We start from the raw sequence: 12,733 nt of genomic DNA on the forward strand, positions 1-12,733 counted from the left end.
GGTCAGCCCGAATCCGAGGGAGAAGACGACCCGGTCGCGACTCTCCGCCACCGATTCCTCGAGTCCGAGCACCGCGAACGGCTCGGCCGTGTCGCGACCGACGAACTCGGCGACGTCGGATCGGCCCGCGAACGCGGCGGCGACGGCGGCGCGCACGCGCTCGGCGTGCCGCACGGATGCCGTGACGACCATGAGGGTCTCGGTGGGACGGTTGACCGCGTGCTCGACCACGAGAGTGACGACGCGGGCGACCTCGGCATCCGGACTCTCGACGGCGCCAGTGATCGGATCGGGTGCGCCGGTGCCGCCTTCGACGTAGTCGACGCTGAGGCTCCCGCGCCCGAGGTACGAACCGGCCCAGGGGTAAGAGACGAGTCGACCTTCGTAGAACGCGCCGTTGACGAGCTCGGCGAGGTCCTCACCGCCCGCGCGATAGCTGCGGGTCAGCGTCTCGACCGGAACGAGTTCGGTGAGCCGCTCGAACACGCTGACACCGTCGAACGGCACATCGGGCTCGTCCTCCGCCGTCGCATGGCCGGCGCCCACGCGGAACGGCGTGGGTCGCTGCGTCACCGGGTCGCCGAAGACGACCACCTGTCGCGCGCGTCGCAGCGCGGGCGCCGCCTCGGCAAGGCACAGCGCCGCGGCATCCGCGACGATGACCACGTCGAACAGCGGCGACTCGGGAATCGAGGGCACTTCATAGGGCGACGCGAGCCACACGGGGGCCAGCGTGCGCACGAGCTTCGGCGCGGCCGCGACCAGCTCCGTCGCAGACGCTCCGCCGCTGCGCAGCAGCTGCTTCAGGGTCGCAGCTTCGCCGGCCTCGTCGACGACGGCGATCTTCCACGTCGTCGCCAGTTCCGCGGCCAGCAGCGGACCCGCCGAGGCCGCGTGCGCCTCATCGACCAGTCGGTAATCGCGTTCGAGCCGGTCGACGACCGAAGTGTTCGCACCCAGCAGCGCCCGGTCCGAGCGCAGCATCGCTTCGAGAGCGGACTGCCACCACGCGAACTCGAACTCGGCGGCGACGTGCTCTTCGGGAACGTGGCGGACGGACAGCTCGGTGAGCAGCTCTTCCAGTCCCATGTCGGCCAGCTCGCCGCGCAGGGTGGCACGTTCGACCAGGTTGTCGAAGACGTCGGACGTCGCCGCCAACCCGGCGAGAGTGCGCAGCAGGTACGGAATCGGCAGGGACGCGAGCGGTTCGGTTCGCCCCAGTGCCCGGTCGAGCGCCCCCAGGTCGGCGGCCACACGCTGCCACGCCGTGGCGACGTCGTCCAGGCCCAGGGGGATCTCGGGCATGACGCCCGGATCGACCAGCTGCTGCCACTGCGCACGCTGCTGCTGCACCCGCAGCAGCGACTCGTGCATGTCGGTGATGTGCATCCCCGGGCGCACGTATTCGCGCGACAGGTTCTTCAGGCGGCGGCGCTGCGGCGATGTCATCGCGGGGGCGTCACGGCGCGGGGCGTGCGCCTGGATCAGCTCTGCCAGCGGACGCTCGAAGACGGTGGTGCTGAAGCGGTCGAGCGAGGCGCGAATGCCCTGCAGCAGCTGAACGTAGGCACCGAGTTCGGCGAGGGTCGAGAACGGACGCATGCGCGTCTGCGCGATGAGCTCGTAACCGCGCTCGAGCATCGCGGGCACCTCGGTGCGGTGCAGCCGTCCGGCGAGCGCATGGGTGTCACGGGCCTCTTGAGTAGAGGCGAAGGCCACGCCGTACCACGGCGAATCGTCGGGGCCGAAGCGGAACTCACCGAGCCGGGCCGCCGTTGCCAGGGCCTGCGCCGCCTCGGCACGGCGGGTGCCGAGTGACTGCAGCGTGGCGATATCGAATCGGGTCGCCGCGGACGGCTGCGGCGTCATCGATGCGATCGTGGCCAGCGTGCGGAGCGCTTCGAGCGGGGAGACCTCGACGCGCGGATGCCGCTGGGTGAGCGAATCGCGATAGTCACGCAGCACGGTGCGCAGGCGCACCAGAGCGTCGTCGACGTCGGCCACCTTGGGCTGCTCCGCCTTCTCATTGCGCGTGATCGCGCGGATGAGATCGCGGTGCAGGTGGCGCGGCGAGACGGCGAGTCCGGGCAGTCCGATGCCGGCGAGGCGGTGGCGGACGCCTTCGAGGGTGGAGCGGCGCGCGCTGACGACCAGCACCCGCTTGCCGGCGCGCACGAGCTCGCCGACCGCGTTGATCACGGTCTGCGTGCCGCCGGTGCCCGGCAGCGTGTGCACGGCGAGGGACTGTCCGGCGGCGATGCGCGCGAGCACCGCCTCCTGCTCGGCATCCGCATCGAGCAGAAGCCGGTCGGCGGCGGGCGGGCGCTCGTCGGAGCTGACGGGCGCAGCCACCGCCCGGACGATCGACAGGTCCTCACGGTCGGATTCATGACCGGCGAGAGCGTTGAGGATCGGGTGGTCGAGGCTCTCCGCATCGCGGCTCATCGGCGAGGCGGCATCGGCGAACGTCGACACGACCAGTCGCGGCTGCACCGTGAAGGTGTCGACGTGCGCGGTGAGCGCCCGCAGGTGGTCGATGACCGGCTGCGGCTTGAAGACGCCGCCGTCGTAGGCGAGCTCGGCGAGCGCGCGTCCGTCGATCACGAGACCGAAGTGAGTGCGGGCAGCGACGACGAGCTCGGGATTGATCGTGAAGGTGCCGTGCAGTTTGAGGTCGAAATCGGAATGGTGCCGGCGGATGGCGAGCGGACGCAGCAGCACCGGGGCGGCGTAGGCGACACCGCCGATACGCCAGCCGGCAATGCCGACCGCCAGATGCACCGTATCGAGGCCGCGGGTCGTGCGCATCTCGACGTCCTTCGCGGCGATGCGCTCGGCCGCCAGCCGTGCCGTGCGCAGGGCGACCTCGTCGCGGAAGAGGTTGGACAGCAGCGTCGAGCGCCCGGTGATGAACTGGGGCAGGCTGCCGGGATGGGCTTTCGTGATGTCGATGCCTGCGTCGCCGGCGTCGGTGTAGTGCAGCAGTGTGGACCTGCCGCCGAGCCACCCCGACTCCTCGCGCAGGCGCGCACGCTCGCCGGCGGCGACGTGGGTCACGACGACACCCGGCTCGGACAGGTCGAGGTCCGCCGGGCTCACCGCGTGACCGTGGTCGGCGTCGTCCACGCCTCGCACGGCGCCATCGTCTGCTCTCCACACACTCGACACCCTAAAGTCCCGATCGCGGCGTTCCCGGTTAGCGCGGCGGGTTTTCGCGGTTTTGGGGCTGGTGTGACGGGTGAGACATCGCGTCGAGCCTCCTCCCCACCCAGGGCGGAGCCTCTCCCCTCCACAGAACGGGATCGCGCGGCGACGATGTCGACCGGCGCGAGCATCATGGAGTCATGACCTCGACCGCCGCATACTCGGTGCACCCGACACCGATCGGCGAGGCCCTCATCGTCGTCGCCGATGGGGGCCTCGTCGCCCTCGACGTGCTGGACGTGTCGCTGACCGCGGCCGACCGCCACCTCGAAGCGATCAGCGCTCGCCGCAACAGCGCCATCGTGCCGGATGCCGTGGCCACCGCCGACGTGGCCGCCCAGCTCGACGAATACTTCGCGGGCACGCGTCGACACTTCACTCTCGATCTCGACCTGCGCGGAGTCGATGGTTTCGCGCGCCGCGCGCTCGAGGCGATGGACGAGATCCCCTACGGCGAGACGGCGTCGTACGGCGAGCTGGCCATCCTCGCCGGCTCCCCGGGAGCCCACCGGGCGGCGGGATCGGCGTGCGCCCGCACCCCCATCTCGATCGTGATCCCGGCGCATCGCGTCGTGCGCGCCGATGGGTCCATCGGCGAGTACGGCGGACACCCCGAACGCAAACGGTTTCTCCTCGATCTCGAAGCCCGCGTCGTCCGCGACGGCTTCCCTCGGTCCGCCGCCGTGTAGGCCGGTCGCGGCGCGGGCTCCCACAGCGCCGAGTGGGAGCCCGACGGAGCCGGTGACAGCGGCCGGTGATATTCTCGAGCCCACGGGTGACGCGGTCGTCGCCCTCGATGTCAGGGAGGCGCGATGGCGACGCCGACCCCGCTCACTGACAGTGATCTGCTGGCCCATGCCGTCGAGGATCTGGCCACGCGGACAGGCCTTCCCGTCGCCTTCGGCGGTTTCGAGAGAGCGAACGCGGTCGAGGTCACCTCGATCGTCGGAAACCGCACGCCCCACCTGTCGGGGCTGGTCGTGCACGCCAGCCGTGGGCTCGGCGGACGCGCCCTCGTCGAGCGGCGCCCGCGACTCGCTCTCGACTACCGGTCCTCGCGCAACATCACCCACGATTACGATCGCGCGATCCTCGGCGAGGGGATCTCGACGCTGTTCGCTGTGCCCGTGCTCGTCGCCGGGCGCGCACGCGGCGTGCTCTACTGCGGTTCCTGGTCGCCGTCACCTTTCGGGGAGGCCACCGCGCGCATGGCGCTCCAGGTCGCGAGCGATCTGGCGACGGAGTTGCGGGTCAGAGAAGAGGTGCAGCGCCGGCTCGCCGTCGCCCCGGCATCCACGCCCGGTGTCGACCCCGTGCTGCGCGAGCACCTGCGCGACACGTACGCACAGTTGCGTCGCATCGCCGCCGACGTTCCCGATGCCGCCATCCGGCGCCGTCTCGCCGAGATCGAACAGCGCCTCGCCGATCTGACCCGCGACGACGGTGCGAGCGCGGAGGCGCTCGACGTGAAGCTGTCGCCGCGTGAGATCGATGTGCTCGCGTGCGCGGCACTGGGCCAGACCAACGCCGAGATCGCTGTCGCACTCGGCTTGCGGGAGGGCACCGTCAAGTCGTATCTGCAGTCGGCGATGGCCAAACTCGACACGGGCACGCGCCACGCCGCGGTGACACGGGCGCGACGCGCGGGATTGCTCCCCTGATCAGCCGTCGGTATCAGTAGGCTCTGCCCATGGCCCGCAAAATCGTTCACCAGCTCGTCGATGACCTGGACGGCACCGTTCTCGAAGTCGGTGACGGTGAGACCGTCCTGTTCTCGCTGGACGGCACCGCGTATGAGATCGACCTCACGACCGACAACGCCGCCGCGCTTCGCGACGCGCTCGCGCCCTACGTCGCCGCGGCGCGCAGCGTCTCGTCGCGCGCGGCCGCGCCGCGCCGCGCTGGCGCCCGCGGACAGCGCCGCTCTCAGCAGCGCGATTACGGTCCCATCCGCGAGTGGGCCGCCAAGAACGGATTCACGGTGTCGGAGCGCGGACGCGTCCCCGCCTCGGTCCTCGAGGCCTACGACGCCGCGCACTGACGGCCCGCGGCACCCACGCCGACGCTCGTCGGCGCCATCACGGCGCCAGCCGCGCGAGCGCTAGGGTGATCTCGTGGCCTCGGACTGGACCCGTCGCGTGCTCGTGGTCGAAGACCAGGCCGCGCTGCGCATGCTCGTGTGCGAGCTGCTCGAGCGTCACGGGTTCGAGACGGCCGCCGCGGCGGACGCGGCGACGGCGACGCGCCTGTTCACCGAGTTCGACCCCGACGCGCTCCTCACCGACATCGACCTCGGCAGTCGCCCCTCCGGCGCCGAGCTGGCCGCCATGCTGTCCGAGCTCGCCCCGCATCTGGCGATCGTCTTCCTGAGCAGTTATCCGCGCGCAGCGGCCGGCGCGACGGCGATGGGCATCGCCCACGCGGTCTTCGTCTCCAAGCAGGACCTCGACTCCGCGGACGGCCTCGTGTCGGCGCTGGAGCAGGCACTGTCGACGCGGCGGACCCCGGCGGCGACGACGCCGCCCGCGCCCGACGCACGCGACGGGCTCGGAGCCCTGACGCGCCATCAGCTCGAGATCCTGGCGATGGTCGCCCGCGGCTGGTCGAACGAGCGCATTGCCGAAGAGACCGCGTCCGGCGTGCGCGCCGTGGAACGCTCGATCAGCCGCCTGTTCGACCGTTTGGACGTCACGGGCGACCCGACCGTCAGCCCCCGTGTCGCCGCTGCGGCGATGTACCTCGCCGCGTTCGGCCCCGCCCGGTGAGGGTTCGCGCGTGAGACGGTTCTCCGCGTCGATCGGCCGTGTCGTGGCCGACGGCCGGTTTCTGAGCCCGTGGTCGCTCGCGGCGACGTTCCCCCTGTCGATGACCATCATGGCGCCCGTGGGCGCGGGCGTGGATGTCGCGGCGCTCGTTCCGGCAACGCTCGCCACGACGGCATGCTTCGTCGTCGCACTCGGGGCCCTCGCGCTGCTCGAGCGGCATCTGACCGCCCCGCTCGTGCGAGCCGTGGTGGTGGTCGTCGGCGTCGTCGCGTGCGCTGCACTGCGTCCGCTCGTGCAGGACGGATGGGCCGCGCTATGGTCGCTGCCGGTTCCTGCGGCGGCGCAACTGCCGTTTCGTATCGCGACGAATGTCGTCGTCTGGCCGGTCGTCCTCGCGATGATCGCCGTGCTCGAGAACGCCGTGCACACACTCCGTCGCACCAACGCGCTGCTGCGCGAGGTGGCGGCAGAGTTGGCCGCCGCCCCCGACCGCGCCGTCGTCATCGACCGGTATGCGCGCCGCGAAGTGGATGCCGCGGCATCCGCTCTCGGCCGAGCGATCGAACGATGGGATCCCGCGGCGGGGCCGGGCGGCGTGCGCGCGCTCGGTGCGGAGGACTTCCGCACGTGGAGCCACCGCCTGCAGCGGATGGCCGATGATGCGCCGACGAGCGCGGCGCCGCAGGGGACTGCCACCACCGCTGACATCCCGACCCGCCGCCACTCCCTGAAACTGCCCCCCTTCCGTCTCCCGCCACGCGGTGCGGTCGCGATCGTCTACATCGCCTGCACACTTCCCTACGCGCTGCGGACGACGGGCCCCGGCGCACTGATCGCGGGCCTCGGCGCCGTCGTCGCCGTGACCGGCCTTGTCGACCATGTCGCGCGCCGCCGAGCGTTCGCGCGCAGCGCCCGCCGCGCCGCCACGGTCTATCTCCTGGGCGCGGCGATCGGCGGAGTGGCGTTGTCGGCGCTGACGACGATCTCCGGACATCGCGGTCTCATCACGCTTCTGCCCGCCGTCGACTACGTCGCCTTCGCTCTCGCGGCCGGCCTGTGCGCCGGCGCCGTGCAGAGACTGCGACGAGAACAGCGACGACTCTCGGGCACGATCACCCGCGCCCAGCGCGCGTCCCGCGAGGGCATCGGCCCCGTCAGGGAGGGCCTGCGTCGCACGGCCGAACTGCTGCACCGCGACGGGCAGGGAGCGTGCGTGCAGTTCGCGCTCACCCACCCGCAGCCGTCCGCCGCCGAGTCCGCCGCGCTGCGCGACGACTTGATCGCTCTCGTACATCGTCTGGCTTCGACCTATACCGATGCCGACCCCGGCGCCGATGCCGCGGCGTTACGGGCGCTGCTGGCGACATGGGGGCGGGTGATCGCGCTGAGCACGACGCTCGACCCGCGGGCGCTGGACGCGCTCGATGCGCATCCCCGGCTCGCCCGCGATGTGTACGACGTCATCGCCGAGGGGCTGCTGAACGCCGTCAAGCACAGCGACGAGAAGCGCGCGGACGTGGCCCTCGATATCGTCGCGACGGGGGCGGGCAGCCGACTGCGCGCGCGCGTGCGCTCGCGAGGACGAACGGCGGCGGATGCCGAGCTGCGGCCGGCATCGCACGTGCGCGACCTCGGCGCGCGGCTGCGTACGGACGGTCGCGACACGGTGCTCGAGGCGAGCTTCGCGCTGCCGACCGGCGCTGCTGTCGTGTCAGCCGAACATCACGAAAAGCAGGCCGCACCCCCGTCATAACGTCGTCATCGCACCCCCGGACACCCGGCCCGGGGACAGCGATGAAACGGAACCGACGTGAACGACCTGCACAACCTTCTTCCCCTCGCGGTGGGCATGCTGCTGTCCCCGCTGCCCATCGTGGCGATCGTGGCCATCGTGCTCGCCCCGCGTGGACGCTCGTGCGCTCCCGCCTACACCGCGGCCTACACGCTCGTCGCGTTCGCCGCCACGGGGCTGGGCGCGCTCGGCGCGGCGCGCGCGTCGGCATCGAGCGGCCCCGCAGCGCAGACGGTCTCACTGATCCTGGCGATCGTCCTCGCCCTCGGCTTCACGGTGTTCGCCGTCGCCAGCTGGATGTCGCGCCCGAAGGACGGCACGCCCGCGACGGCACCGAAGTGGCTCGCGGCGATCGACAGCGTCACCCCGCTCTCCGCCGCCGGCCTCGGACTCGTGATGGCAGCGACCAACACCAAGAACATCCCCCTCGAGCTCAAGGCCGGCGCGCTCATCGGCGAAGCGCACCTCGCGCCGCTCGCCGCCGTCGGGGTGTGCCTTGCCATCGCGCTGGCCGGTTCACTGCTGCTCGTGGTTCCGGCCCTCGTCCAGCTGGCCGGCACGGCCCGCGTGCACTCCGCCCTGCAGGCGCTGAAATCGCAGCTGATCACGCACAACGCCGCCATGATGACGGTACTGTTCGCGATCCTCGCGGCGAACGAGCTGGCACAGGTCATCCATCGCCTGGCCGCCTGAGCGCCCCACTTCGCCTTCTCCGCCTCCCGTTCCGAAAGGACCTCACATGTCGAACACCACCCGGACCCCTGACACCCTGACCCCCTGCATCGTCACCGCCCCGGCGGGCACCTTCCGCGGCGCCGTCCGCAACGACGTCCGTTCGTGGCGCGGCATCCGCTACGCCGAAGCCCCGGTCGGCGAGCGCCGCTGGCGCGACCCGGTGCCGGCAGCCGCCGCGACCGGAGAGGTCGACGCCACCGCGTTCGGGCCGGCCTGTCCCCAGGTGCGCACGCCCGCCATCGCCCTGGGCGACGACGCCGTGCTCGACGAGGACTGCCTGATGCTCAACGTCTGGGCACCCGACGCCGACGCAGCGGCGGGCGCACGACCGGTGATGGTGTGGCTGCACGGCGGCGCGTACACCTTCGGGGCGTCCAGCCAACGCACGTACGATGCGACCTCGCTGGTCACGCGGGGTGACGTGGTCGTGGTGACCATCAACTATCGCCTGGCCGCCTTCGGCTTCCTCGATCTGTCGGGTCTTCTCCCCGACGGCGGCTTCGATCGCAACCTGGCGCTGAAGGACGTGCTGCTCGCCCTGCGTTGGGTGCAGGAGAACATCGCCGCGTTCGGCGGCGACCCCGACCGGGTGACCGTGTTCGGCGAGTCCGCCGGCGGCGGACTGGTCACGACCCTGCTGGCGACCCCGTCGGCCGCGGGGCTCTTCCACCGCGCGATCGCGCAGTCCTCCCCCGCTTCCAGCATGTACGGCATCGACCGCGCGCGCGATGTCGCGGAGCGCTTTGTGCGTGAGCTCGGCATCGACCAGACGGATGCCGCGTCCACCGCCGCGGCGCTGCGCGCGGCATCCGCCGACGAGCTCGTGACGGCCGGGATGACGGTGTACGCGCAGGTGCCCGACGAGGCGCCCGGAACGCTGGCGTTCGCGCCGATCGTCGACGGCGACCTGCTGCCGGAGGCACCGGCCACGGTGCTGCACGAGGGTCGCGGACTGCCGGTTCCCCTCATGATCGGCACCAACAAGGATGAGGCGTCGCTGTTCAAGTTCATGAAGTCGCCGCTCATCCCGATCACCGAGGAGCGCATCATGGCGATGTTCTCCGACATGGCCGCCGATAACCCCACCGTCGAGCTGCCCTCGGTCGCCCAGGTGCAGACGGCGTACGAGAACGTGCGCAAGAACGCGGTGGGGCTCGGGGTCGCCCGCGACATCGGCTTCCGCATGCCCACCGTGTGGATCGCCGAGGGGCACGCCGCGGCGGCCCCGGTGTGGCTGTACCGCTTCGATCACGCGACACCTTTCCTGCGATTGATCGGTCTCGGCGCGACGCACGGCAGCGAGCTGGCCTACCTGTGGGGCGTCTTCGCGAGCGGCCCCAAGGACCCCACGTTCCGCCTCGGCGGCAAGCGCGCCGGCGAGGTGATCTCCGCCCGCATGCAGGAGCGGTGGGCCGCGTTCGCCCACGGGCGCACACCCGACGCCGACGGCGTCGCCGGCGCTCCGCACTGGCCGGCCTACGATCCCGCCGACAGCCGCGCGACGCTGGTCATCGAGCGCCACGACACCGTCGTCGATGACCTGGATGCGGCTCTGCGCGCCGCGTGGGGCGATCAGGTCCTCGACTTCCACTGAACCCGCGCGGCCGCCACACGCCTTCGAAGGAGCTCCTCATGTCCGACACCTGCAGCGCCGCGACTCACCTCAGCCGCGACCGCCTCGCGCCCGCCATCGCCGCGGCCGGCGCCACCGTCAGCCCCGCGCACTACGGCGCGCCCGCAGAATCGGGCGAGCGGAGCGCCCCGACCGCCACAGCGGACCTCCTGGTCGTCGGCCGGATCGCGACCGGCGACCCCGCGGCTCCGAGCGCGGAGGCGATGGCGGTGCGCGACGGCCGCATCGTCGCACTGGGATCGGCGGCGGAGCTGGACGGGCTGACCGGCCCGGCGACGAAGATCCTGTCCCCCGACGGCGTGGTGATCCCCGGTCTCATCGAGCCGCACGCGCACATCTGGGTGTCGCTGCTCACACTCGAGTGGGCCGACGTGTCGCACGCCACCTGTCCGCGCTTCGACGACGTCATCGCCGTCCTGAAGACGGCTGCGCACGCGACACCCGCCGGTCAGTACGTGCTGGCGAAGCTGTTCGACCCGAGCCTGTACCCCGGTGAGCCGGCCCTCACCCGCGACATCCTCGACCGGGTCGCGACCGACCGTCCCGTGGTCGTGCTGAATGCGTCGATGCACTTCGCCTACGCCAACAGCGCGGCCCTGGATGCCGCCGGCATCACCGACGCCACACCGCAGCCGAGCGGGGGCACGCTGGAGAAGCGCGACGGCAGACTCACCGGCGTGGTCGGCGAATCGCCCGCGGTGACGATGCTGCTCGCGCACCTGCCGCGTCCGACAGCGGCGGAGGTGGGCCGCGGCATCCGTCACGTGTTGAACGAGTTCGCCGGTGCCGGCGTGACCTCGATGCGCGAAGCGATGACCGGCACGCTGGCCGGCGTGAGCGAGATCGCGATGCTGCACCAGCTCAACGGGTCCGAACGCTTGCCGGTGCGAGTGTCGACGGCGCAGTTCTCCTCCCTGGCGGGGTGCGCGACGCCCGCCGAGGTCGCCCAGGCGTGGAAGGCGGCCGGCGTCACGCCGTTCAGCGGAGATGCGATGGTGCGCGCCGACGCGTGGAAGATCGTGGCGGACGGCTCGAACCAGGGTCGTTCCGGATACTTCCTGCAGCCGTATCTCGGCGAGACCTCGGGGGGCCACGCGAACTGGACACCGGAGAGTCTGCGCGAAGTGATGCGCGCCGGTCTCGACGACGGCTGGCAGCTGATGATCCACACGAACGGCGACGCGGCGGTCGAGTTCGCCCTCCAGGCCGCCGAAGAGCTGCTGCCGGGGCGCGACGCTCTCCGGCACCGCTTCGAGCACGCCTCGGTGACCACCGACGACCAGCTTGCGCGGATGGCCGCGGTGGGAGTGTCGCCGAGCTTCCTGATGGACCACGTCTACTACTGGGGTGCGGCGTTCCGCGACACGATCCTCGGCCCCGCGCGCGCCGCGCGACTGGACCGCGTCGCGTCGGCCCTCCGCGCGGGGCTGCGCCCCAGTCTGCACTCCGACTACAACGTGACGACGGTGCAGCCGTTGCGCAGCGCCCGCACCGCGGTGCTGCGCCGTCTGGAGGCCGACGGCACGGTGCTCGCGCCGGACGAGCGCGTCAGCGCGGCCGAGGCCCTGGCGGCGATCACCGCGGATGCCGCCTGGCAGATCCACGCCGACGATCGCGGCACGCTCACGGCCGGACGCCGCGCCGACTTCGCGGTCGTCGACGCCGACCCGTGGACGAGCGATCCCGAGAGCTGGGATCGCATCGCCGTGAACGCCACCTACATCGACGGCGTCCCCGCCTTCACCGCCTGAACGATTCTCCGCACGTCTCTCTCACTCGAAAGCCCCCCCCCATGACAACGACACCACCGACGTCCGTCGTGCGCTCCGCGCACACCCTCGCGATCCCCCTGCTGGGCGTGCTCGCCGCAGTTCAGGGCTCCGCCCCGAACATCGCCGCCACCGCACTCGTGGGCGCGAGCCGCGGCCTCGACATGGTCGGCGGCGATCAGGCGCTCGCGGCATCCATGCAAACCCTCGCGATCGCCGCCTCGGTCATCACCACAGGCCTGCTCGCCGACCGGATCGGCCGCCGCCGCATGCTCGTCGCCGCCCTCGTGACAGGTCTCGTCGGCCAGCTGATCGTGGCCGCCGCGCCGATGGCGCTCGTCTACATCCTCGGCCAGGCGGTGACGGGCGTCGGCCTGGGCGCCGTGTACGCCGCCGCGTTCGCCTACATCCAGGTGCTGGCCGCGCCGGGCCGGCTGCCCGCCGCCGTCGCGACGTTCGCCGCGTGTTCGGGCGCGGCCGGAGTGGTGTTCACCTTCTCGGGGGGCCTGCTTGCCGGAGTCGACTGGCGCCTCGCGTTCGTGCTCGTTCCCGTGCTGTCGGCACTGTGCATCCCCGCCGTCCTCGTGCTTCTGCCGTCGGTCGCCCCCACCGTCACCGAGAAGCGCGACGTGGGCGGACAGGTTGCGCTCATCACCGGCATGGTCGTGTTCCTGTTCGGCGTCTCGCAGCTCGCCTCGTCGCTGACCAGCCCGCTGACGTGGGGAGCCATGACGCTCGGCGTCGTGCTTCTCGGCGTGTTCGTCTGGTCGCAGACGCGGGTCGCGAACCCGTTCTTCCCGGTCGAGCTCTTTCGCCGACCCCTTTCCTCGCGGCG

Annotated in this window: 10 protein-coding genes; 9 read left to right on the forward strand and 1 reads right to left on the reverse strand. The window is 71.7% G+C overall.

What is annotated here, in order from left to right; all coding sequences use genetic code 11:
* Positions 1-3,135: AAA family ATPase (locus I5I_RS06875; protein WP_051039522.1), on the reverse strand; the 3,135-nt coding region annotated here is incomplete at its 3' end.
* A gap of 209 nt (positions 3,136-3,344) precedes the next feature.
* Between I5I_RS06875 and I5I_RS06880 the strand changes: the two genes are divergently transcribed.
* From I5I_RS06880 to I5I_RS06920, 9 genes are all read left to right on the forward strand, one after another.
* On the forward strand, positions 3,345-3,893 hold the full coding sequence (locus tag I5I_RS06880) for a methylated-DNA--[protein]-cysteine S-methyltransferase (protein ID WP_036318041.1): 549 nt from the start codon (positions 3,345-3,347) through the stop codon (positions 3,891-3,893).
* A 123-nt stretch (positions 3,894-4,016) separates the two neighbouring features.
* Positions 4,017-4,865, forward strand: coding sequence for a LuxR C-terminal-related transcriptional regulator (locus tag I5I_RS06885; protein ID WP_036318043.1), 849 nt, complete (start codon positions 4,017-4,019; stop codon positions 4,863-4,865).
* Positions 4,866-4,894: 29 nt separating this feature from the next.
* A complete protein-coding gene (locus I5I_RS06890) occupies positions 4,895-5,245 on the forward strand; it encodes a histone-like nucleoid-structuring protein Lsr2 (RefSeq protein ID WP_036318047.1) in 351 nt (116 codons plus the stop codon).
* 73 nt (positions 5,246-5,318) lie between these two features.
* Positions 5,319-5,969, forward strand: a complete 651-nt coding sequence (locus I5I_RS06895) for a response regulator (RefSeq protein WP_036318050.1) — start codon at positions 5,319-5,321, stop codon at positions 5,967-5,969.
* 10 nt (positions 5,970-5,979) lie between these two features.
* Entirely contained in the window at positions 5,980-7,722 is a 1,743-nt protein-coding gene (locus I5I_RS06900) for a hypothetical protein (protein WP_036318059.1), read from the forward strand.
* Between the two features lie 57 nt (positions 7,723-7,779).
* Positions 7,780-8,454 (forward strand): GAP family protein, encoded by a 675-nt coding sequence (locus I5I_RS06905; RefSeq protein WP_036318052.1) that lies wholly within the window; start codon positions 7,780-7,782, stop codon positions 8,452-8,454.
* A 46-nt stretch (positions 8,455-8,500) separates the two neighbouring features.
* Positions 8,501-10,090 (forward strand): carboxylesterase/lipase family protein, encoded by a 1,590-nt coding sequence (locus tag I5I_RS06910; protein WP_036318054.1) that lies wholly within the window; start codon positions 8,501-8,503, stop codon positions 10,088-10,090.
* A 38-nt stretch (positions 10,091-10,128) separates the two neighbouring features.
* Positions 10,129-11,880 carry an amidohydrolase gene (locus tag I5I_RS06915; RefSeq protein ID WP_036318055.1) on the forward strand — a complete coding sequence of 584 codons (1,752 nt, stop codon included), beginning with the start codon at positions 10,129-10,131 and terminating at the stop codon, positions 11,878-11,880.
* Positions 11,881-11,921: 41 nt separating this feature from the next.
* A partial coding sequence (locus tag I5I_RS06920) for an MFS transporter (protein ID WP_036318056.1) occupies positions 11,922-12,733 on the forward strand: 812 nt, incomplete at its 3' end.

The sequence above is a fragment of the Microbacterium sp. B24 genome, from assembly GCF_000333415.1.
In the GTDB taxonomy this organism is placed as follows: domain Bacteria; phylum Actinomycetota; class Actinomycetes; order Actinomycetales; family Microbacteriaceae; genus Microbacterium.

What these genes read in the sequence shown, in the direction of transcription:
- I5I_RS06880 (WP_036318041.1), top strand. Translation starts at nt 3,345, where the DNA reads ATGACCTCGACCGCCGCATACTCGGTGCACCCGACACCGATCGGCGAG.
- I5I_RS06885 (WP_036318043.1), top strand. Translation starts at nt 4,017, where the DNA reads ATGGCGACGCCGACCCCGCTCACTGACAGTGATCTGCTGGCCCATGCC.
- I5I_RS06890 (WP_036318047.1), top strand. Translation starts at nt 4,895, where the DNA reads ATGGCCCGCAAAATCGTTCACCAGCTCGTCGATGACCTGGACGGCACC.
- I5I_RS06910 (WP_036318054.1), top strand. Translation starts at nt 8,501, where the DNA reads ATGTCGAACACCACCCGGACCCCTGACACCCTGACCCCCTGCATCGTC.
- I5I_RS06915 (WP_036318055.1), top strand. Translation starts at nt 10,129, where the DNA reads ATGTCCGACACCTGCAGCGCCGCGACTCACCTCAGCCGCGACCGCCTC.